This is a genomic window from Streptomyces sp. NBC_01428 (genome assembly GCF_036231965.1).
Lineage (GTDB): Bacteria > Actinomycetota > Actinomycetes > Streptomycetales > Streptomycetaceae > Streptomyces.
Genome location: NZ_CP109499.1, coordinates 5296188 through 5317345, shown reverse-complemented (window position 1 = coordinate 5317345; position 21158 = coordinate 5296188). Strand labels below are relative to the sequence as shown.

Genomic DNA, 21158 nt, shown 5'->3' with positions numbered 1-21158 from the left:
CCCGCTCCGGTGGTCCCCTCGGCGGGCGGACCCGGCGGCCCGGCGGACGCTTCCGCGGACACCCCGGCGAAGGTCCGAGGGGCGGCCGGGCTCTCCCGGGGGGCAAGTGCTTCCGGGGCGGCCGGTGTCTTCGGGGAGGCGGGTGTTGCCGGGGGTGGCGGTGGCTCAGGGGAGGCCCGCGTTCCCGGAGAAGCCGGTGGCCTTGGGGATGCAGTTGCTCCCGGGACTGGCAGTGACCCCGGGGCGGCAGTTGTTTCCGGAGGAGCCGGTGGCCCTGGGGAGGCCGGCAATCCCCGGGAAGACGGTGTTCCCGCGGAGGCGGTCACCCCGCTGATCCGGGGGATCGCGGTGCTGCGGCGGCTGACCTCGGCGGACGGGTCGTCCAGCCTGAGCGCCCTGGAACGCTCGACCGGCCTCGCCCGGTCCACCGTCGACCGGATCACCGCGACGCTCGCCCGCATGGGATACGTACGCCTCGACGGCCGCGACGCGGTCCTGACCCCCCGGCTGATGGAACTCGGCAACGCCTACCTCGCCGCCCTCCGGCTCCCCCGCCTGCTGGGTGCGCACGCCGACGCGCTCGCCGACGAGCTGGACGAGTCGGTGTCCCTCGCCGTCGGGGACCGCGACGGCATCCGCTTCATCCACCAGGCGACCCGGCGCCGCGCGATGTCCCTCAGCTTCCGCATCGGCGACCTGCTCCCCGCCGAACGCACCGCCCCGGGACCGTTGTTCGCGTCCGAGTGGAACGAGGAGGAGTGGACGCACTGGCGCCGGCGCCGGGCGACCGACCCGGAGGACCGCGGCTTCCCCGCCGTACCGGCCCGCAGCAGGCCGTACGTCGAGGAGAACGCCGGGCCCTACGCGGAAGGGGCGGGGAGGGCGTACCCGGAGGGGGCACGGAGGCCGGACGGGGGCGACGGTGGGGCGCCCCGCGCCGAGAAGGGCACCTCGGGCACTCCCCCGGCGAACCGACTCCCCGCGGTGGGGGACGACTTCGAGGAACGGGCGGCCGAGGCGGGCCGGCTGGGCTGGGCCTCGGACGACCAGCTGATCGAACCGGGGCTGGTCGCCGTCTCGATGCCGGTGCGCGACGGAGGCCGGATCGCCTGCGTGGTGAACGTGGTGAGCCACACCAGCCGGCACAGCGCGGCCGATCTGCGCGAGACCCTGCTGCCCCGCCTGCGGACCGCGGTGGCCGCCATGGAACGGGAGTTGACGACGGAACGCCCGACCCCGCTCCCCGACCGCGCGGGGCACACCGCCCCGGGCCGGCCGGCACCCTCGGGTCTCGCCGACTGGACCAGCGCCTCCAAGCACGAACTGGGGCGGGAGTTCGTCGAGTCGCTGGCCCGCGGGCTGACCGTCATCACCGCGTTCGGCGAGGGCCGCACCGAACTCACCCTCACCGCGGTGGCCCAGGCGACGGGACTCGCCCGCGCGACCGCCCGCCGCGCCCTGATCACGCTGGAACACCTCGGATACGTCACCGCGCACGACCGCGTCTTCCGGCTCACGCCGCGCGTGCTGGGCCTCGGCTATCCGCCGCTCTCCCGGACCACGCTCCCCGAGATCGCGGCACCCCACCTGAGCGAGCTCTCCGAACGGCTGCACGACTCGGTGTCCCTGGCGGTGCTGGCGGGTGACGAGATCCAGTACACCGGCCGGGTCTCGACCAGTCGCGTCATGAGCGTCAACATCACCGTCGGCACCCGCCTGCCCGCGTACGCCACCGCGCTGGGCCGCGTGATTCTGGCCGATCTTCCGGAGGGACAGGCTCCGCTGCCAACGGAGTTGGGCCCCCTGACCCCGCGGACCATCACGGACCCGGAGCGCCTCAGAGCGGAACTCGACCGCGTACGGGAGGCCGGATACGCGCTGGTGGAAGGCGAGTTGGAGCAGGGGCTGCGGTCCATCGCCGTTCCGGTGCGGGACCGCGACGGGCGGGTCGTGGCCGCGGTGAACGTCGCGATGCACAGCACCCGCCGTACGGCGGAGTCGTGCGTCCGCGATGTCCTGCCCGACCTGCACGCGACGGCGACACGCGTCGAGCAGGACCTGCGCATCGCGGGATCCTTCCGGCGGGTTCCGCTGAACTAGCGGGCCCTCGCGGCCCGGTGGCGTGAAGATGATCGGTGAAGGACCGCCTCGTTGACAGATCCAAAAGGGAATTCCTAGCGTCGTCCGCAGCAGACGGAAGCGGCTGAACGACAGGAGCCCGGGTGATCGCGTCGTGGTGAGGCAGCAGCCGTGGTGAGGCAGGAGAGGTCCGAACGAACCCGGCGCAACCTCGTCGGGGCGGCGTCGACGGTGTTCGACCAGTCCGGCTACGAGCGCGCCACCCTGTCGGCGATCAGCGAACGCGCGCAGGTCACCAAGGGCGCCCTGTCCTTCCACTTCGCCGCCAAGGCCGACCTGGCGCGGGCGGTCCAGGCGGACGCCTGCGCGGTGTCGGGGGCGGCGCTCGCGGAGATCGCGCGGCGCGAGACGCCGGCCTTCGAGATCGCCACCGCGATGACCCACGCCGTCGTACGACTCGTGGAGAGCGACGCCCTGGTCCGCGCGGGCGCCCGCCTCACGCAGGAGATCCGCACCCCGGACGACCCGGCGCTCCACGTCCACCTCAACTGGCTGGGCGCGCTGCACGGGGCGCTGCGCCGGGCGAAGGCCGACGGCTCGCTGCTCAGCAACGTCGACGTCCCGGCGGCGGCGTCCCTGCTCCTCTCGTTGATCACGGGCACGACAACGCTCCCCCACCTCACCGGCCGCGGCACGAGCCCCACGTACTGGGGCCACCGACCACCCCGCGAGGCGGAAGACCGCCGACACGAACGGGGGGACCACCGAACCGAGCCGGGAGACCATCGACCCGAGCCGGGAGACCGCCGGCCCGGGTGGGGGGACCTTCGGCCCGAGTTGGGCGACCACCGACCGGGGTCGGGGAACCTACGGCCCGAGTCCGGGGACCGCCTACCCCTGTCCGGGGACCGGCCGTACGCGTCGGGAGACCGGCCGTACGAGTGGGGGAACGGTCGGCCTGAGAGGGGGGACCGGCCGTACGAGTGGGGAGAAGGGGCCCGCGAGGCGGGAGACCGGCCGCGTGAGACGGGAGACCAGTGGCTGACCCGGACGCTCCACCTGATCCGCCCAGCCCTCTCCCACCTCCGGCCCACCCTCTGATCCGCGGGCCCTCTCACACTCCCGGGCCACCCCCTGATCCGCCGGGCCCTCTCGCACCCCCGGCCCACGCCCTGGCCCGAACGGCCACCCATCGATCCGGACCCCCGCGGGCTCAGCACCCGCTCGCGCCGCCCACCCTCAGACGGGGGCCCACCTGCGCCGACCTGTGCAAAGGGGAACCTTCCCAGCCCCCAGCCCACATCCGCTAGGCTAGCCACCGGATCGCACACGATCCGCACGCCTTCGTAGCTCAGGGGATAGAGCACCGCTCTCCTAAAGCGGGTGTCGCAGGTTCGAATCCTGCCGGGGGCACCAGTTCAGAAGGGGCCCACCTCCGAATTTTCGGAGGTGGGCCCCTTCTGACATCCAGACCTGACATCAACGGCGACGGTCACGGACGACCAGGGCGCTTCCTGAGCAGCCGGTCCATGTGACTCATGGCCTCGCGCTGGGTGTCCTGCACGACGTGCGTGTACACGTCCATGGTGATGCTGATCTGCGAGTGCCCGAGGATCTCCATCACCACGCGGGGCGCCACTCCGGCCGCCGTGAGCAGGGTGGCCGTGCCGTGCCGAGCGTCGTGCAGCCGGATCACACGAAGGTCGGCGGACTCGGCGACCCGGGTGAAGGACCGGTAGACGTTCCGCGGCCCGACCTGGCGGCCGGTGCGGGTGGTGAAGACGTATCCCGACTCCTGCCGCTGCTCCCCCGCCTTGCTCTGTGCCGCCGACTGCCGCATCCGGTGCCAGCGCAATGGGGCAATGCAGAGCGCGGGCAACGGGATGACCCGGCGACGACGGCTCTTGGGATCCTCGTCGAGGTGGACCAGCTCACCGGGGTCTACAAGAACACCACCCGGGGCATCGTCGCTCTGGTCTTCCGCTGCAAGCCCTCTGGCGGCACCGAGCGCACGTCCAGCGAATCCACCGCGGTCGCTTGGCTCACGCCGGAAAAGCTCAGCGAGCGCATGGCCGAGGTCTTCGCGATCCGGCTCCTGGATTCCCTGGACGGCAACGGGTCTCAGTACGGAGCCACGACGGCAAGAGCCTGATCGCAGCGCGGTAGAACTTTCTCTACTTCATCAAGCCCCGGCTGCGCTCCGCTCCGCCGGGCGGGCTCCCGGCTGCGCCGACGCCCGCCCACATGCGGATAGGCCCGGAGGTCATGAGTCGAGCACCCGACGAGTTCGGCCCACGGTCACAGACGATGCCTCCGGCGGGGGATCGGCCGGCACCGGGTGGGAGGGGGCGCCGTTCCCGGCCGCGGGCACATCGTGGCGAGCGTTGGGGGCTCCCATCCCGTCCACCATCGACCCAGGCAGAGCCGAGCAGACGCGGCCCATGGCGTCCAGGTCCTTCGTACAGTGGCGCGCTCCACCTGGACGCCATGAACCACGCCCGCTCCACGGTGTGTGGGTCGACGGCGGACGGGATGGGAGCTGAGGAAGGTTGTGGTTTCTGTCGGAAACAGCAGTTCAGGTCGGTCGGTATCGGATGCGTGCTCTGTGAGTCCACGGCCGGGGTACGGTGCAACCTCCATGAAGGGGGCCGGTGATGGAAGACCAGGTCTGGCGATTGTGTCGAGGCCATGAGGTCGTCGGCGTACTCACACTCGAAGCCATCGATATGTTCTGGACCGACTGCCGGTTCGAGCCCTCAACTGGCTGGCCGGCCCTCAAGCCATTCATTGACGCATCTCGGGCTGCCTGGGAACGCAAGGACCAGGACGCGGCCATCAAGGCTGACGAGGCGATCTACGCGCTTGGCCTCGAATTGGTGCCCGAGAGTGGGGGCGAGGTCATCAGAGACTTCCTGTTGCGAATCAACGGCGATACCGCACGCTTCCGGTACTGAGTCGTCGGGCCGGCCGAGGCTTGGCGGCAGGGGGAAGGCTTTGGCAGGGCACCTTGAGGTGGGCCATGCTCTTGGCGGATTACAGCGGCAAGAGCGGCGACGGATACTGCAAGTAAACGGATACCGCACGTAAACAGACTGCCGGCCGATTGATCGCTAAAAGGGAGTACGGCTGACCGTGATGGCCGGATATACACATCTCGGCTTCCGATTTTGAAAGGTTGCGGAATGGACGCTCTAACCGTTCTGGCGTCGGCCGCTTTCGGCTCCACCGTGTATCTCACGACTTTCTCGGCTGTGAGATGGTTGAACCAGCTGGCGTCGCGCACCAAGGTCGTGGGCCTTGTGGTGATCGCCATGGTCCTGTGCGCAGTTATCGGAGTAGTCGCGTACGCGAGCCAGAGCGTCGTGGTCGGATTTATCGTGGGTGCCGGCACGACGCCGCCCGTACACCGGTGGATCCAGCAACGCCGCAGGCACGTCGCCAGTTCCTGACTTTCGGCGAACTCGAGCCCACGGAACCCGATACCCGGCACCCACCGGGCGGCGGACCGGCGACGGAAGCACCCTGTCATCGACCTGATCGATACGAGGCCAGACCTCAAAATCGCGATGTAACCTACGGCCAGAAGAGAGCATCGAAGGCGGGGGATTCAATGCGGAGAGCGGTAATCGTGTCCAAGGCCGTTCTCACGGTGATAGGCACGTGGGTTGCCCTCATGCTGGCGATCGCACTTCCCGCCCTGCTTCCGGATCGGTGGGAGTACTACATGATCTCCCCCGCCAGCGTGGGCCTGTGGATGATTTCCATGCTCGTAGGCCCCGTCGCAGTCTGCTGGAAACTGCGCTCCTGGATACGGACGGTCCCCGGTGATCCGCAGCGGCCGGACAACCGACCGACCAGTCCAACAGGCCCCGCATCGTGCCACTTTCGCGCCAGAACAGGCGGGGACCGAAGGGCAACTACGGTACTCAGAAGGAGGATTGGTCCACGCCTTCCATGAATGGAAACCCACAGGTCAGGACCGGAACTATCCAACCTCGCACCTAAAGCGGGTATCGCAGGTTCGAACCCTGCCGGGGCACCAGTCCAGAGGGGCCTCATCCACCAGTCTCGGTGGATGAGGCCCCTCTGCCATCTACAGCTGACATCGGTCGTTCGCAAAGTGGCGCGCTTCACCTCGACGCCCTGAACCACGCCCGCTCCACGGTGTGTGGGTCTGCGGCGGCTGGGATGAGAGCAGGGGTGAGTGGTGGGTTGAGGAGGAGGATGTCGCCATGGCAAATCTACCGAGACGGCCTCCCAGCGAACTTCGGCAAGGCGAGACAGTCCAAGCAACGATCACTAGTCACCAGCCATGGGGCCTCACGGCAAAGCTCGACGCGTACGACCTGGTGGGAGCCTCACTGGACAAGATTCGCCGCGGAAGCGAGCCGGGAGTGAAGCGACTCGTGCAGGAGCTGCCGCCAGTGGGCGCGACCGTCGACCTCGTTATAGGCGAGGTCCGTGATTGGCACAGCAAGCCGTGGACATGGGTCGACCTCACGGCACCCAGCCCAGCCGAAGACTGACCGCACCCTGCCAACGGCTACAGTCCTGGCGTGCTGCTGCTGCGCCCGGTCGAGGAGGCCGAAGGTCCCTACGACGCCGGGTACCTCCCCCGGTTGGCAATGACGTTCCACCCTGTCGAGGAGCCGATCACCGAGCCCGTCGCCAAACTGGGCGGTGAGCCCTTATGGCTGGATGAGCCCTGCTGGCCGGTACACCCCCGCACTGCGGAGCCACTGGACTTCATCGGACAGTTCCCCGTCCCTATGGGACCGGGCGACGAGCGGCGCATGGCGTATCTCTTCCTGTCCTACGAGGACTAAGAGACCGGCGGGACGGACCCGGAAGACGGCGAAACCGTCCTGCTCATCCAACCCGGGGGCCGAGTCCCCAAGTTCGCCGCCGTCGGGCCGATCGGGACAAAGGGCGTTCCCTTTGGCGGTTCGACCCCGACGAGGGGCGAGTTCCGTCCAGTTCCGAATCCAGACCACGGCTGTCCCAGAGGCGGTGGAGCGCAGCCTGGAGAAGGACGGCACGGTCGATGTCCGCGACTACCTGGGAGGCAGGCCTGCCTATCCGGACCGGGCCGGGGTAGAGGCACCGTGGCGCTTCTTCTTCTGCCTCGGCGGAATGGAGGACGACGGACCGTACTTCCTGAACTTTGCGTATGGCAGCGGATTCGCCTACCTCAGCCCCGACCGACTGGAGGGCCGCTTCAGTTGGGAAGGCGCCTAGAACCGCGTGCGGCCGTCTCAGCTTCCGACACATTCAGCACTGTTCACGGTCGTTCAGGCGGGACGGGGCCTAAGGAGCGTCGGAAGCCCAGACGCCGATACCGCAGGTGAACGCCCTTGTGCACAGTTCCTCCGACACGGTTGGAAAGCGTGTTGGGCAGCAGGTCAGGCTTCCTCCCGCCCGGGTACGTCCATCGGGCGTGCTGCGCTCATCCTTGTCACCCGCTCCCGCGCAGGCTCTCGCCAGACGCGGCGGGCGTGTTGCCGGTGTGCCGGAGGTCGTGGGAATGCACGCCGGCATCTCGGCTTGCTGCTCGGGCCGGCAGGCGTAGTCGATGGACAGCGCGCCTTCGGTCCGCGATGCTGCCCGAGTGATCACGCGCCCACGTCGGCTGCGTCGTGCAGGAGGTAGGGACCGTGGGGCAATCGCACGTCGTAGCTGGGCCGCCGTCGCGCCTTCGCTACCGGCACACGCTTCTTCAATCCGTGATGCCTGGTCTGCCGCTTCTCGTCATCGTCTGGGCCACGAAAATCTGGGACTGGATGGCTGGGACGCCCGTCGGGGCCGAGATGACCGAGTCGTTCGGCATGTGGGGCGGCATGCTGCTCGTCCTCTTGATCGCCGGGCGGTACTTCGGCGTCACTCTCACGGAGTCGACGGCCACCGTGCACAGCCTCCGCCGCCGGACTGTTCAGTGGGCAGACGTCCAGGCCATCCGCATCGAGGGTTTCCAGGGTGCCAAAGTCGTCGTGCTGTATGAAGCAGACGGCCGTCGCACTCGCCTGCGGGCGCCGATCACCGGCTTCCTCTGCTGGGATCGCGGGTTCGAGGACAAGTTCCGGACCATCGGCAGGTGGTGGCAGGAGCAACGCGGCCCGGACTGGGCACCGGTCCTGCTTCCGGGAGCGCACGTGAGTGGCCCACCGCTTCTCGACGGGAATCCGTTCGCCTCCCCCACCCAGTAGTCGGCCTGCGGCGGCAGACCAGGTTGGAGCGGCGGTCGGAGTCAGCCGTCCGGCAGTCAGGCAGTCAGGCAGTCGAGGACGTACCTCCGGCCGTGACTGCGTTCATCCAGTGGTGCCGGACGGTCCCGGTTCGACTCTCAGCCGTCGCGCCCGACGCACCACCGGTGACAGTAGGCAGCAGGCGCCTTGTGCTCACCGCGGCAGATCGAGATGCGCGAGCAGGCGCAGCGCACCGGCGACGTGATCGAGATCGTGCCACAGGGCGACGACGTCCCCTGGGGGCCGTCGCGCAACCGCCCCGATCTCAGCGGCATCATCGCCGACCTGCCCGCAACCGAGCTGCACCGGCGTCTGGCTCATGTCGAACGCGGCTGCGAGGTCGAGGGTCCAGTAGTAGTCAACGGGGAGTTCGGAGAGGTTCACCTCGTCGCCGAACCGGCGTTCCGCCTCGTCGAGGAGTACGGAACAGGCTCGCCGGAGATCGGCCATCCTCAGTACGTGTTCGCTCTGCGTCACACACGCGATGATGCCGGAGCATGTCAGCGGCAGTCCGTCGATCGCGCGCCGACCGACCTGCCTGCCGGACAGCGGTGAGATGCAGCAACCGGCACGACCGCAGTCGACCGCCACCGGCTCGCAGCCACCCAGTGACCGAGCGACCTGGTGATCGGCCCAGCAGACCTCGGCAACCATCACGCCCGTTGCGCGCGTTCAGGGGATCAGTCCGCGGCAGAGTCGGCGCGGCCTACGCGGCGAAACACGGTTCTGTACTCATCTCCTTGGACCAGGTGATCCACGACGCTCACCATGGCCGGTATACCGGCGTCACGGACGATGAGCCCGTCCCAGCAGGCGAAGAAGCTTCCTCCAAGCTCCTCACCTGTCGTCGCCCACCTCTCCATGAGCCGCTGGACCTCGGCGAGCGTGAAGATGGTCCCTGACCACCGGAGCCCGTCCGCGAAGATCACCCACATATCGACGTTGCAGACGTCTTCAAGCGCTTCGCCCGCAGCGGGCACGAAACAGATCTCGTACCCGTCCCGCCGCACGCGGTAAAAGGGACCGTCCCACATGGCGCTCTCGACTCCCCAAGTCCGAGCCAGGTCGGCTCAGTTCGGCCCAGTCCGAGCCGAACGGGGAACCTGGCTCCCTCTATCGTGCCTGGCGTGGGACTCAGGCCTGTGTGCGCCCCACCTCGCGCCCAATACGGCTGGCGCAGGTTCCCATCCCGCCCGGGCACAGGGAAAAGACCCCGGACCGGTATTGGTCCGGGGCCTTCGTGAGGGGTCGCTGTCGATGACCGCTTCGCCGCCGTGCCGTGTGCGGTGTGCGTCAGGCTGGGGTGTCGGCTTCCTGGGGCGAGGCCGTGGCTGCCTCCGGGCCCTGCTCCGCCGCGGTCGGGTCCATCCACATGACCTGCCAGCCGTGACCGTCGAGGTCGAAGAAGCTGCGGGAGTACATGAAGCCGTAGTCCTCGGCGTCGTCCGCCTTGGTGGCGCCCGCCTCGAGCGCGGCGGCGCTGACCTTGTCGACCTCTTCGCGGGACGACACGCTGAAGCAGTACAGCGCCAGCGTGTGCGTGGTGGGATCGGCCAACGGCAGTTTCGCGAACTGCGCGAACTTCTCCCGGCTGAGCAGCATGACGAAGGCGTTCTCGCCGACCAGCATGCAGGCGGACGTCTCGTCGGCGAACAGCGGGTTGAAGCCGAACCCGAGCCCGGCGAAGAACGCCTTGCTGCGCTCCAGGTCTGCCACGGGAAGGTTCACGAACAGGTTGCGGCCCGGGTGCGCGGGATTCGTCATGGCGGGTCTCCAGTCGGTGGCTCGATGGCGTACGTCCTGATAGACCGGCCCGGTCGGCGGAACTCATCGGTGTTTCTTCGCCGGTTGTCCGAGGAGCGGATGTCGTCGCTCGGGTGCCGTCGTCCACCGCGTCGAGCCGAGCCGGGACGGAGCGACGGCACACCACTCGGGTCCAGGCGCACCCGGCCGGCGGCCCCCCGCTCGCCCACCGGATCTCAGCGCAGCGCGATCTCTCCCCCGTGCACGGCGCCCAGAGCGCGCTCGACCGTCTCCTCGTTCTCGCCGACCGGAGCCACGTAGTCGAGGACGTCGCGCGCGGCGGTCTCGCCGAGGGTGCGGGTGATGACCCAGGTGGCCAGGTACGGGGAGGCAAGGCAGCCGCCGGCCGTCGCGATGTTGCCCTCGGCGTGGAACGGGGTGTCCAGCACGGTGATGTCGTGGGCCTCCACGAAGGGGCGGGTCTTGCGGTCCGTGCAGGCCGGCATGCCGGTGAGCAGGCCGAGCCGGGCGAGCACCAGAGCGCCGGAGCACTGCGCGCCGATCAGCTGTCGCGACGGGTCGAGCGGCAGTCGGGAGATGAGCCGGTCGTCGGCGACCACCTCGTGCGCCTTCACCCCGCTGCCGATCAGCACGACATCCGCTTCCGTCACGAACTCCATCGGGCGCTGTCCGGTCACCTCGACACCGTTCATCGACGTGACGACCGGCGTCGGTGTCGTGATGAAGGCCTCCAGGCCGTCCTTCCGGCACCGGTTGATCAACGCGGAGGCGATGAAGCTGTCGAGCTCGTTGAATCCGTCAAAGGTGACCACGGCTACCTGGTGCATGGCATCTCCTCGAAGCACGGTGACGGAACGCAGTCTGCCAGGGCGTTCCGTCCTGGGCGCGGGCCGATGCGTCGCCGGTGGCCGCCGGCAGGGGGCGGGAGCCGGTGCTCGGCGACGCCGTCCCGGTTGTACCTGCCATGTTTCCTGTGAGAACTCTGTTCCCTCGAGCCGCCTGCACCGCTACGGTGATCCAACTGTCGTCAGGAACGTGAGGTTGCCGTTCCGCGTCGGGGAGACGAACGACAGACCTTTGATCACTCTTGTGGGGGCACATGAAGATTCACAGACGTCGCGTGCTCGCGGCGCTGGGCACCGCGGTGGCCGTGGCGGCGGGTATGGCCGTCGCTCCGGGCGCGGCCGCCTCCGGTCCGGTGACGTGGAACGCGAAGGACGGCATGCTCGCGTTCCGCAACGGGGCCGAGCAGAGCCTGCAGCTCGTGAAGCCGGGCAGCAGCACGTACACCACCATCGCCGACCAGGCCACGCAGCCGGCCTGGGCGCCCGACGGCAGCCGGATCGCGTACGTCCGCGGCGGTCGCGTCGAGACCCGCCGGTACACCGGCTCCACCCTGGTGAAGATCCAGGAGAAGAGCAGTTCCGTGGGCAGCGCGAGCGATCCCACGTTCGTCGGCGGCGGCGGGATCATCGTCTACTCGGCGAGCGGCCGGCTCCGCTGGGCCCCGTCCGACGGTTCCCGCTACGCCCAGCCGCTGTTCTCCACGGCGGAGGACGGCTGCGACCGTCAGCCGAGCGGGTCGGTCAACAGGCTGATCGCCTTCGTCCGTACCGGAGACACCTGCGGCAGCCCGACCGGATCGGCGATCTGGCTGTTCGACGCCGACACCCAGGGCTTCACCAAGCTCGCGGACAACGGCTCGCACCCGGCGATCTCGCCCGACGGCACGCGCGTCGCCTTCGTCCGCACGGTGGACTCGGTCGGCGAGCTGTTCGTGACTAACGTGGACGGCACCGGAGAGCGGCAGCTCACCACCGGGGCGCACGCCACCACTCCGGAGTGGGCGCCGACCGGCACGAAGATCGCGTTCAACACCGGTGACGACGACGTCTCGTCGACCCGTGTCCTGGACCTCGCGGACAGCTCCATCTCCACGCTGCCGCTGCCGCCCCACACGTCGTCGACCGTCGACGTCGCCTGGCAGCCGCTGCGCAACCAGAACACCGGCCGGATCTGGGGCGCCGACTCGGCGGGCACCAACATGGCCGCGTCGCGCTGGACCTGGAACACGCTCGGCCAGAGCGAGCCGGGTCTGGTCGACGCCAAGTCGGCCGTCCTCATCAACCAGGACAGCCCGTCCTACGCGCTGACCGCGCAGTCCCTCGGCGGTCAGAAGCAGGGCCCGGTGCTGGTCACGTCGAAGTCGTCGCTGTCGTCCGCCACGCAGGCGGAGCTGAAGCGGACGCTGAAGCGGGGTGCCACGGTCTATCTCGTCGGCGGCACCGACGTCCTCTCCAGCGCGGTCTCCAGCAAGGTCAGTTCGCTGGGCTTCACCCCGAAGCGGCTGGCGGGCACCTCCCGCTACTCGACGTCCGTGGCCGTCGCCAAGACGGTGACCAGTTCGCCGGACTACGTCTTCGTCGCCACCGGAACGGACTACCACTCGGCGCTCGCGGCCTCCGCCGCCGCCGGGTCGCTCGGCACCGGGGGCAAGGCCACGGTCGTCCTCAACGACGGCAACTCGCTGACGTCGTCCGTGCAGGCGTACCTGAACTCGCTCGACCCCGACGAGACGATGATCATCCCCATCGGCAGCACGGCGAAGTACGCGGTCACGCACACCTACTTCTCCAAGTGGCCCGACACCTTCACGTACTATCCGGTCAGCGGCAGCGGGCACGACGGCACCTCGGTGGCGCTCGCCGAGTTCTGGTGGTCGGCGCCGTCCCAGGTGGGCCTGGCGTGGACGGACAGCTGGCGCGGCGGTGTCTCCGCGGGCGCGGGCATGCTCTGGTACGGGCCGATCCTGTGGTCCGACGACGCGACCCTGACGGAGACGGACGCGACCTACCTGCGCCAGCAGGCCTCGGGCGTGGGCGCCGTCTTCGCGTTCGGCGGTACGACGTCCATCTCGTCGTCCGAGCTGACGGCTGCGGGCTCGGCGATCAGCGCGGGAACCTCGAACGTGTCGTACTTCCCGTTCTACAACGGAGTCGAAGCGGCCTCGCAGAAGTCGGCGCTCTCCGCGCCGCTCGCCGGGGACGCCGTGGGCGCGACCGGTCCGGTGCGGGACGTGCCGGCGGCACCGCGGCCCGACCTGGCGTCGGTGCGGACCACGCACAGCAACTAGGGGGACCTCCCCCACGTACGAAACGGTCGGCCCCGGGTGCGCTGTGCACCCGGGGCCGACCGTCTTCGTGGTCGTGGTCGGCGGACGCGGCGACGGACACGGCCCAGCTCCTATCTCCCATCCCACCCCACCCCTCACGCCCGTCCCCTACTTCGTCACCTCCGCCGACTTGTACGTCGTCGATGCCGGGGCCACGCACGCGAACCAGTTGGCGGTGGGGTACCCGTCGACCGAGCGGATCACGGCCTGGACGTCGTGCTGGGCCGAGTTGTCGGGCGCGAGGTCGGCGAGGGTCGTGCTGCCGTTCTTCCAGTGGCAGGCGACCTGCTTCGCGGTCTTGGCGACGGTGCCGACGACCAGGCGGAGGGGGGCACCCCGCTCGGTGAGGGGCTGCGGGATCGCGTCGATCTCGGTCCCCTTCGGCCGCGGCAGCCGGGCGACGGTGTCGAAGGTCACCAGCCGGGTGCCGGTGTCGCCGTATCCGCGCAGGACGAAGTAACTGGTCCTGCCCACCAGGTCGGACGGTCCGCCCGTGGTCACCGGGGTGAGCCCCCAGCTGTTCATGGCCTTCAGCTGCCGGGCGGCCCCCGTCTTGTCGCGGGGCGCCGGCCACACCTGGACGTTCACGCCCCACTTCGCGCCGTCGTACGTGCCGAAGCCGACGTGCGAGATCCGCGGCTCGTCCACCTGACGCTCGTACGCCGGGGCGGGTTTCGCGGGCGAGGTGTCGTCACCCGTGCCGGGCAGGCCCGTCATGGCCAGGGCTCCCGTCGATCCCGCCAGTACCACCGCGGCGGCGGCCGTGACCGTCCGCCGCCGGGCCCGGCGCCTGCCGCCGGCGCGCATGACGGCCTGGACGGGGGCGGCACCGACCTCGAACTCGTCCGCGATGTCCGTGAGAAGAGGGGAGATCTCCCTCGGCGCCATGGTGTCGTTCTCCCGGTCCGTGCTCATCACTTCCGCCCCCTCTGGCCCACGACGTCGTTCAGGACCGGCAGGGCGCGCAGCTTCGCTATCCCCTTGGCCGCGTTGCTCTTGACGGTGCCGACCGAGCAGCCCATCGCCTCCGCCGTCTGCGTCTCGGTGAGGTCGGCCCAGTAGCGCAGGACCACCGCCTCCCGTTGCCGGGGCGGCAGTCCGGTCAGTGCCCCGAGCAGTGCGTCGCGGTCGTCGGCCCGGGCCATCAGGTCGTCGGCGTCGGCGATGTCGCCGACGAGGTCGGAGTCGTCCCGCGGCGCGAGGAACTCCTTCAGCTTTCGTCTGTGCTTACGGGCGTGCATGTTGATCATCACGCGTCTCACGTACGCCTCGGGGTCGTCGGCCGCGCCGACCCTGCGCCAGGACGCGTAGACGCGTTCCAGCGTCGACTGCGCCAGGTCCTCGGCCGCGTGCCGATCCCCCGTGAGAAGAAACGCCGTACGCATCAACCGTGGCCAGTGGCCCGTCATGAACTGCTGGAACTCCGCGTCCCGGACCTGCTTGCCGTCCCTCATGAGCACCTCCTCCACAAGGAAAGGAGTCCACGAACGGACCGGACCGTTGCCTCTCCCATGGACCTCGGACCTCGCGTCTCGGACCTCGGAGAAGGAGATTCTCTCCGGCCGCCGGGACGCCGGCGCTTCCGGGCCCGGTCACTCCGGCCCCGGCCCCTCAGTCCTGGCACCAGTTCCTCAGTCCTGGTACACCCGGTTCACCCCCGCACCTCCCGACAGTTTGTCCGTGGCCGGGCCGCCGTGGAGGAGGTCGTTGCCGGTGTTGCCGTGGATCGTGTCGGCGCCGGGGCCGCCGTAGAGGCGGTCGTTGCCGCGGCCGCCCTCGATGGTGTCGTCGCCCTCGTTGCCGTGGACGATGTCGTCGCCGTCGTCGCCGTAGAGGGCGTTGGCGTAGTCGGTGTACTCCTCGTCGGACTCGCTGATGCCGCCGATGAGGAGGTCGTCGCCGGAGCCGCCGCGGCAGGTGTGACCGCAGGCGGAGAGGGTGTCGTCGCCGGCGCCGCCGAGCGCGCCGTCGCCGTAGACGCCGCCGCCTCCGGACAGGTGGTCGTCGCCGTCGTCGCCGTAGAGGACGTCGCTGCCGTGGCCGGTGAGGGTGTCGTCGCCCGGGCCTCCGTGGATGCGGGAGTAGCCGCTGTTGTCGGGGTCGACGTTCGCGGTGTCGTCGCCGTCCCCGAGGTCGACGATCAGGGTGTCGAGGTCGGACGCCGAGGTGTTGGGTTCGGTGACCGTGCAGACGGCCTTCGTGGTGTCCCGTGCGTCGGGGCGGACACAGCCGGCGCCGGGCGTGATCGTCACGGTGTCGTCGAACGTGTAGATGTAGTCGGCCAGTTGGGAGTCCGGGTCGGTCGGGCCGAGGGCCCAGTCGATCTTCAGGTGGTTCGTCTGCCCGGCGGCGGCCGTGTAGAAGAGCTTCTGGCCGGTGGAGACCGCGGTGGCGCCCTGCGCGGTGGCGGCGCCGGCCGTGGGGACCGCCACCACCGCGGAGACGGCGACGGTCGCCACGGCGAGCGCTAGCGCCCTCGGTAGAGCGGCGCTGGGACGACCGGGACGGCTCGGGCGGCTCGGACGACTGAACATGGCTCTCCCTCGTGAGGTCCGGTTCGCCTGCGTTCGGTTACGCGCGTCCGGACACCCGGTTCGACCGTGGGAGGGGTGGGGCGGTTGTGACCCGGACCGCCCAAAAGGTGCCTCTTCAGGGAGAGTTCACCTGCGATTGGCCTCCGTTTGACGCGGGTGCCTCCCGGTGTTGGCGGTCCGGCGACGCGGCCCTCCCCCGGCGCAGCGACGGCGCCAGCGTCAGCGTCACCGCGATCGACGCCGCCGCCATGACGGTCATCGCCGTTGCGGGCGAGGCGAGTTGGGCCACGCCTCCGGCGATCGCGGCGCTCACGCCCTGCATGGTGAGCATGCCCGCGGTGTGCAGGCCGAGGGCGTGACCGCTGAGGTCGTCGGGGATCAGGGCGACCAGGCGTTCCTGCTGGATCAGGCTCGACCCGAAGCCGACCGAGGCGACGGTCACGCAGGCGGCGGCCACCCCGATTCCGGGCCGCAGCGCGAAGAGCAGGTAGGGCGTCGCGAGGAGCAGCAGGAACGGGATGCCCAGGCGGGCCCGGACCCGGGGCGCGAGGAGGCGCCCGGTCGTCACGTCCCCGAGGAACATGCCGAACGCCGCGAAGGCGAAGAGCACGCCGGCCCTGCTCGGCGCGTAGGACACGTACAGCGACTCGCAGCCGACGACCAGGCCGTTGGGCACCCAGAGGAGGAGATAGAGGGTGCGGCGTTCCGGCGAGGAGAAGAGCCGGGCGTTCGTCCGCCAGGTCCGGGCGATCGACGGGCGGCCGGAGGCGCGGGGCGCCCGGGGTGTGAGGCCGAGGCGGGCGGTGAGGGCCGACGCCAGGTAGAGGCCGGCCGCGAGGAGGAGCGTGATGCGCGGGGAGAGCAGGGCCACCAGGACGCCGCCGGCCGCGTATCCGGTGATCTGCGCGAGGCCGCTCATCATGTTGAACACCGAACGCCCCAGCAGATAGCCCTCCTTGGCGAGGATCTCGTTCACCAGCCCCCACTGGACGCCGCCGCCGAACGACTGGACCAGGCCGAGGAGGAGCAGGAGGGCGAAGACCGTCCAGACCGGGAGGCCGGGGATCGCCATGACGGCCGTACCGAGTCCGAAGAGGAACGCGATGCCGGACACGGTCGCCCGGGGCGGCAGCCGGTCGGCGGCCGACAGCATGGTCGTCGCGCCGACCACCTGGGCCAGCGCGGGACCGAACATGCTGAGCGCGGTGAGCAGAGGGGACCGTGTGGCCCGGTAGACGAGGGTGGCGAGGGCGAGGCCGCTCACGGTCGAGGCGGCGGTTCTGAGGCAGGCGGACAGGAAGAGCGGGGTGAACTCCCGCGTGCGGAAGAGCTCCGAGTAGCTGCGCATGCGGGGAGTCTCCGGCCCGGACGGGACGCCCGATATTGTTTCGCGCACCCGCGAAACGTCACCCGGGGCCGGGTGGAGCACGCAGAGCACGCAGAGCACGCGGAGCACGCGGAGCACGCAAGGCGGTAAGGCTCGCGGTATGCCGGGGGCGGCCGAGGAACGGGGGGACGTCCGTATGGGCTGGTGGCAGGTCAACGCCGACACACTCGCCGGAAGCCGCTTCGTGCTGTCGCCGCTCGCCGAGACCTTCGCCTGTCTGAAGCTGCTGCACGCGGGCGTCGCCGCGCACCCCGGTGAACAGGCCTGGCTGGACACCCACCTGCCCGCGTACGGCGGGCGGCTGGCCGCCGACCCCGTCAGCGCGCTGCTCGTCCGCTCGGGACTCGGGCGCGGCTGGATCGCCGACTTCCTCACCCCGACCCCGTACGGCGACGAGCCCTTCGAGACCGAGATCGCCCGCGTGCGGGAGGCACCGGCCGAGGAGGCCCGCGCCCACCTCGTCCGCTCCACGGGCGGCCCGCTGCCCGCCGTCCTCGCGGACCGTGACGACCTGCCGGAGCGCGCCGCCGCGCTGCTCACCGCCCTCTGGGAGGAGTCCGTACGCCCCGACTGGGAGCGGCGGCGGCGCGTCCTGGAGGCCGATGTGGTCGCGCGGACGGCGCAGTTGAGCCAGGGCGGCTGGGCCGCGGCGCTGGACGGGCTGCGGCCGGGGACCCGCTGGCTGGGCGGCAACCGCCTCCAGGTGAACCTGCAGGAGTACCCGCCGCGCGAGATCTCCGGCGCCCAGCTGGTCTTCGTGCCGGTCACGCCGAGGACCGGATGGGTGTCCTGGGAGGCCACCCGGCGCTACGCCGTGGTCTACCCGTGCACCGGCGCCCTGGCCGACGTACGGGCGGCGGCCGTCCCGGAGAGTCTCGGGGTCCTTCTCGGGAGCGCCCGCGCCCATGTCCTCGTCCTCCTCGACTCACCGCTCTCGACCAGCCAGCTCGTCGCCGTGACCGGGCAGGGGCTCGGATCGGTGGGCCGGCATCTGCGGGTGCTGCTGGACGCGCGGCTCGTGCGGCGCCGGCGGGCGGGCCGGTCGGTGCTGTACTCGCGGACGGCCGCCGGCGAGGTGCTCGTCACGGCCCAGCGCGAGGGACGGGAGGGCGGGGCCGACGGTCCCGTCATCCACCGGAGCTAGCATCCGCTCATGACTACTGACCACTCTGACTCTGTGCTCGACATCGAGATCGGCTCCCTCCAGGGGGGCTCCGCCGACCTGTCCCAGTACGCGGGCAAGGCCGTCCTCGTCGTGAACGTGGCCTCCAAGTGCGGGCTGACCCCGCAGTACGCGGGTCTGGAGCAGCTGCACGAGCGCTACGCCGCGCAGGGCTTCACCGTCCTCGGCGTGCCCTGCAACCAGTTCATGGGCCAGGAGCCCGGCAGCTCCGAGGAGATCGCCGAGTTCTGCTCCGCCACCTACGGCGTGACCTTCCCGATGACCGAGAAGGTCGAGGTGAACGGCGACGCGCGGCACGGCCTGTACGAGCGCCTGGTGGGCACCGCCGACGCCGAGGGGCACACCGGCGACATCCGCTGGAACTTCGAGAAGTTCCTGATCGGGCGGGACGGCACCATCGTGGGCCGCTTCTCCCCGCAGACCGAGCCCGAGTCCGCCGAGCTGGTCTCCGCGGTCGAGAAGGCCATCGGCTGAACCCTTTCGTTGACCTTGCCCCTGGGGCAAGGGGCAGCGTCCTCCTCACCGGGCGGCCCTCGCCCGGTGACGGAGGATGACCGGGTGGACAAGGACCTGCTCACCATCGGCGCGTTCGCCTCGCGGGCGCGGCTGTCGGCCAAGGCGCTGCGCCTCTACGACCGCCTCGGGCTGCTGCGCCCGGCGTACGTCGACGAGGTCAGCGGCTACCGCTACTACCGCGCCGGGCAGACCGAGCGGGCCCGGCTCGTCGCGCTGCTGCGCCAGCTGGACATGCCGCTGGCGCGCATCGCCGAGGTGGTGGAGGCGCCGGAGTCCGACGCGGCCGCGCTGCTCGCCGCGTACTGGGACGGCGCCGAGGCACGGTTCGCCTCGCAGCGGGCCCTCGCCGGCTACCTCCGTGGACGTCTTTCCGGGAGGAGTTCCGAGATGTACGAGAAGTTCGTCGTCGAGACCGCCGAGGTGCCCGAGCAGGTCGTGCTGAGCGAGACGCGGCACGTCCTCGCGCCCGAGCTGCCGGTGTGGATCCCTGGCTCGCTGGCCCGGCTGGAGCAGGGCGCCGGGGAGTCCGGCGGGATCACCGGGTCGCCCTTCGTCGTCTACCACGCGGAGGTGAGCGTGGAGAGCGACGGGCCCGCCGAGTCCTGTGTGCCCGTCGCCGACGAGGCCGCCGCCCGGGCATGGGCGGAGCGGCAGGGCCGGGCCACCGGGGCACGGGTCCGGGTGGAGCCGGCGCGGCGCGTCGCCTACGTCCGGATCACCAAGGCGCAGGTCGCCCACCCGCAGATCCTCGCCGCCTTCGAGGCCGTCGAGCACTGGGTCGCCGGGCAGGGGCTGACCGTCGACGGCCCGTGCCGGGAGATCTACTTCGCCGACTGGGACGCGGCCGGGCCGGGGGACCCGGTGTGCGACGTGGCGTTCCCGGTACGGTGACCGGCCGCCCGGTCCGGCGGCGGGTCGGCCAGGAGACGGACGGCTAGCAGACGGACGGACGGGGGCGTGGCCTATGTGCCGCGTCCCCGTCCGGACGGGACCGGCCTTGAAGGGGACGCGGCAGCACCGTCCGGGCGGACCGGCGGACCGGGACGCGCCCCTCCGAGCGGCGAGCGAGACGCCGCTCCGAGCGCGGACCGGGACGCAGCGGCCCGCACGACCGGGCCTCCGTACCGCGCCTCCGGGCGGAGATCGTTAGCCGCGCGCCCCCTCCGGACGCGTACCGGTGCGCCGCGCTCCCGCCCCCTCCCGGGGGAGGGAAACCGATGCGCTGCGCCGCGCCCACCTTCGGGTGAAGCTCCGTCCACCTTCGTGTGACGGAACGGGCACGGCTCCCGGGAGCCGTGTACCAGTGGGAGTTTCGGTGATCTCGTCCCTCCCGGGAGTTCCTTGTGCCTTCTGTCGCTTCCTCGGTCCACGTCCCCGCCCAGGCGCCGGGAGGCGGGGCGTCCACGGAAGTCGAGGAGCGCCCGCTCGCGTGGGAGGGGTACGCGTACACCGCCCGGGTCGTCCGGCGGAACGACCCCGTCACGGAGCCGCTCCTCGTGCTCGGCGGCTCGGACCAGACGCGGTACTCGTGGGTGCGTCACGAGCGGTGGCTCGGCGCGCTGGGGACCGTCGTCACGGTGGACCTGCCCGGCTTCGGGGACGCGGACTTCCTGCCCGCCGAGCACGGCATCGACTTCCTCGCCGAGTGCGCCGCGCACATGCTGCGCGAGCTGGGGCTCGGCCCGGTGAACCTGTACGCAGGCTGCTACGGCGGGGCCGTCGGCCTGCGGCTGGCCCAGCGCCACCCGGAGCATCTGCGGCGGATCGCCGTGCAGGGCATGTCGGACCACGTCCCGGGCTGGTTCGCGAAGGCGCTCGTGGGCTGGGTGCGGATGCTGGAGGAGGGGCGCGTCGAGGAGACCGCGGAGGAGTTCGTGCGGTGCTTCGTGCCGCCGCCGGGCGACCTCACCGTGCGCAAGCACACCGCGCTGGCCCGTCTGATGCACCAGCAGTTCGCGGCGCAGACCCCGCGCGACGTGGCGGTGACGATCGAGCGGAACCGGCGGCTGCTGGCCCACGAGTGGTACCGGCGGGCCCCCGTGCCCGCCGTGCCGTATCTGGCGTTCACCGGCGAGCACGACACGCTCACGACGCCCGACATGGTCCGCGCGGTGGCGGCGGACCTGCCGGGCTCCCGCTTCACGACGATCGCGGAGTGCGGGCACCTGGCCCACCTCCAGCGGCCGCAGGACTTCTGCGACCTGCTCGTGCGGTTCTTCCGCGACGAGCCGCTGGAGGACGCGGGCCTGGCGTACTGCGGCCCCTTCGAGCGGAACTGAGA

General features: G+C 70.7%; 20 protein-coding genes, 1 tRNA gene and 2 pseudogenes. 14 read left to right on the top strand and 9 right to left on the bottom strand.

Features of this window, described 5'->3' with window-relative positions; all coding sequences use genetic code 11:
* Positions 1 to 348 precede the first annotated feature (348 nt).
* The 3 genes from OG406_RS23115 (at position 349) to OG406_RS23105 (ending at position 3495) form a co-directional block, all read left to right on the top strand.
* The gene (locus tag OG406_RS23115; protein WP_443067101.1) at positions 349 to 2100 is read left to right on the top strand and encodes an IclR family transcriptional regulator domain-containing protein; all 1752 of its coding nucleotides are present in this window, start codon (positions 349 to 351) and stop codon (positions 2098 to 2100) included.
* A gap of 153 nt (positions 2101 to 2253) precedes the next feature.
* The gene (locus tag OG406_RS23110) at positions 2254 to 3180 is read left to right on the top strand and encodes a TetR/AcrR family transcriptional regulator (protein WP_329187538.1); all 927 of its coding nucleotides are present in this window, start codon (positions 2254 to 2256) and stop codon (positions 3178 to 3180) included.
* A 239-nt stretch (positions 3181 to 3419) separates the two neighbouring features.
* Positions 3420 to 3495: transfer RNA gene (locus OG406_RS23105), tRNA-Arg, on the top strand.
* A 76-nt stretch (positions 3496 to 3571) separates the two neighbouring features.
* Here the strand turns inward: OG406_RS23105 and OG406_RS23100 are convergent.
* Positions 3572 to 3997, bottom strand: a pseudogene (locus OG406_RS23100) (tyrosine-type recombinase/integrase); the annotation flags it as partial.
* On the opposite strand from OG406_RS23100, the pseudogene OG406_RS23095 reads away from it, so the two are divergent.
* The 6 genes and pseudogenes from OG406_RS23095 to OG406_RS23070 all read left to right on the top strand — a co-directional run.
* Positions 3986 to 4245 (top strand): annotated as a pseudogene (locus OG406_RS23095) (NUDIX hydrolase); the annotation flags it as partial. The pseudogenes OG406_RS23100 and OG406_RS23095 sit on opposite strands and share 12 nt — an antisense overlap.
* 488 nt (positions 4246 to 4733) lie before the next feature.
* Positions 4734 to 5033 carry a hypothetical protein gene (locus OG406_RS23090; RefSeq protein ID WP_329187537.1) on the top strand — a complete coding sequence of 100 codons (300 nt, stop codon included), beginning with the start codon at positions 4734 to 4736 and terminating at the stop codon, positions 5031 to 5033.
* A gap of 297 nt (positions 5034 to 5330) precedes the next feature.
* Positions 5331 to 5528: a hypothetical protein gene (locus tag OG406_RS23085; protein WP_329187535.1), complete on the top strand. Its 198-nt coding sequence runs from the start codon at positions 5331 to 5333 to the stop codon at positions 5526 to 5528.
* A 1107-nt stretch (positions 5529 to 6635) separates the two neighbouring features.
* A complete protein-coding gene (locus tag OG406_RS23080; protein WP_329187533.1) occupies positions 6636 to 6905 on the top strand; it encodes a hypothetical protein in 270 nt (89 codons plus the stop codon).
* A gap of 184 nt (positions 6906 to 7089) precedes the next feature.
* The gene (locus OG406_RS23075) at positions 7090 to 7317 is read left to right on the top strand and encodes a hypothetical protein (RefSeq protein WP_329187531.1); all 228 of its coding nucleotides are present in this window, start codon (positions 7090 to 7092) and stop codon (positions 7315 to 7317) included.
* Positions 7318 to 7805: 488 nt separating this feature from the next.
* Complete coding sequence (locus OG406_RS23070) at positions 7806 to 8282, top strand: hypothetical protein (RefSeq protein WP_329190932.1); 477 nt, start codon at positions 7806 to 7808, stop codon at positions 8280 to 8282.
* Between the two features lie 192 nt (positions 8283 to 8474).
* On the opposite strand, the gene OG406_RS23065 is transcribed toward OG406_RS23070, so the two are convergent.
* From OG406_RS23065 to OG406_RS23050, 4 genes are all read right to left on the bottom strand, one after another.
* Entirely contained in the window at positions 8475 to 8975 is a 501-nt protein-coding gene (locus tag OG406_RS23065; RefSeq protein WP_329187529.1) for a hypothetical protein, read from the bottom strand.
* Between the two features lie 26 nt (positions 8976 to 9001).
* Positions 9002 to 9355, bottom strand: coding sequence for a hypothetical protein (locus OG406_RS23060; protein WP_329187528.1), 354 nt, complete (start codon positions 9353 to 9355; stop codon positions 9002 to 9004).
* Positions 9356 to 9614: 259 nt separating this feature from the next.
* Positions 9615 to 10085, bottom strand: coding sequence for a VOC family protein (locus OG406_RS23055; RefSeq protein ID WP_326842979.1), 471 nt, complete (start codon positions 10083 to 10085; stop codon positions 9615 to 9617).
* Between the two features lie 215 nt (positions 10086 to 10300).
* Positions 10301 to 10912: a DJ-1/PfpI family protein gene (locus OG406_RS23050; RefSeq protein WP_164371708.1), complete on the bottom strand. Its 612-nt coding sequence runs from the start codon at positions 10910 to 10912 to the stop codon at positions 10301 to 10303.
* A gap of 272 nt (positions 10913 to 11184) precedes the next feature.
* Here OG406_RS23050 and OG406_RS23045 point away from each other — a divergent pair, with 272 nt between their 5' ends.
* A complete protein-coding gene (locus OG406_RS23045; RefSeq protein WP_329187525.1) occupies positions 11185 to 13218 on the top strand; it encodes a cell wall-binding repeat-containing protein in 2034 nt (677 codons plus the stop codon).
* A gap of 147 nt (positions 13219 to 13365) precedes the next feature.
* Here OG406_RS23045 and OG406_RS23040 read toward each other — a convergent pair whose 3' ends face one another.
* The 4 genes from OG406_RS23040 to OG406_RS23025 all read right to left on the bottom strand — a co-directional run bounded on the left by OG406_RS23040 (position 13366) and on the right by OG406_RS23025 (position 17139).
* A complete protein-coding gene (locus tag OG406_RS23040; RefSeq protein ID WP_329187523.1) occupies positions 13366 to 14172 on the bottom strand; it encodes a hypothetical protein in 807 nt (268 codons plus the stop codon).
* Positions 14172 to 14711 (bottom strand): SigE family RNA polymerase sigma factor, encoded by a 540-nt coding sequence (locus OG406_RS23035; RefSeq protein ID WP_081217807.1) that lies wholly within the window; start codon positions 14709 to 14711, stop codon positions 14172 to 14174. Before OG406_RS23035 ends, OG406_RS23040 begins: the two co-directional genes overlap by 1 nt.
* A 177-nt stretch (positions 14712 to 14888) precedes the next feature.
* Positions 14889 to 15716, bottom strand: coding sequence for a calcium-binding protein (locus OG406_RS23030; protein ID WP_329187521.1), 828 nt, complete (start codon positions 15714 to 15716; stop codon positions 14889 to 14891).
* 190 nt (positions 15717 to 15906) lie between these two features.
* The gene (locus OG406_RS23025; RefSeq protein WP_267051083.1) at positions 15907 to 17139 is read right to left on the bottom strand and encodes an MFS transporter; all 1233 of its coding nucleotides are present in this window, start codon (positions 17137 to 17139) and stop codon (positions 15907 to 15909) included.
* A gap of 175 nt (positions 17140 to 17314) precedes the next feature.
* Between OG406_RS23025 and OG406_RS23020 the strand changes: the two genes are divergently transcribed.
* The 4 genes from OG406_RS23020 (at position 17315) to OG406_RS23005 (ending at position 21156) form a co-directional block, all read left to right on the top strand.
* Entirely contained in the window at positions 17315 to 18322 is a 1008-nt protein-coding gene (locus OG406_RS23020; RefSeq protein WP_329187519.1) for an ArsR family transcriptional regulator, read from the top strand.
* Positions 18323 to 18331: 9 nt separating this feature from the next.
* On the top strand, positions 18332 to 18835 hold the full coding sequence (locus tag OG406_RS23015) for a glutathione peroxidase (protein ID WP_329187517.1): 504 nt from the start codon (positions 18332 to 18334) through the stop codon (positions 18833 to 18835).
* A 66-nt stretch (positions 18836 to 18901) separates the two neighbouring features.
* Entirely contained in the window at positions 18902 to 19768 is an 867-nt protein-coding gene (locus OG406_RS23010) for a MerR family transcriptional regulator (protein ID WP_329187515.1), read from the top strand.
* A gap of 452 nt (positions 19769 to 20220) precedes the next feature.
* Entirely contained in the window at positions 20221 to 21156 is a 936-nt protein-coding gene (locus OG406_RS23005; protein ID WP_164371718.1) for an alpha/beta fold hydrolase, read from the top strand.
* Positions 21157 to 21158 lie beyond the last annotated feature (2 nt).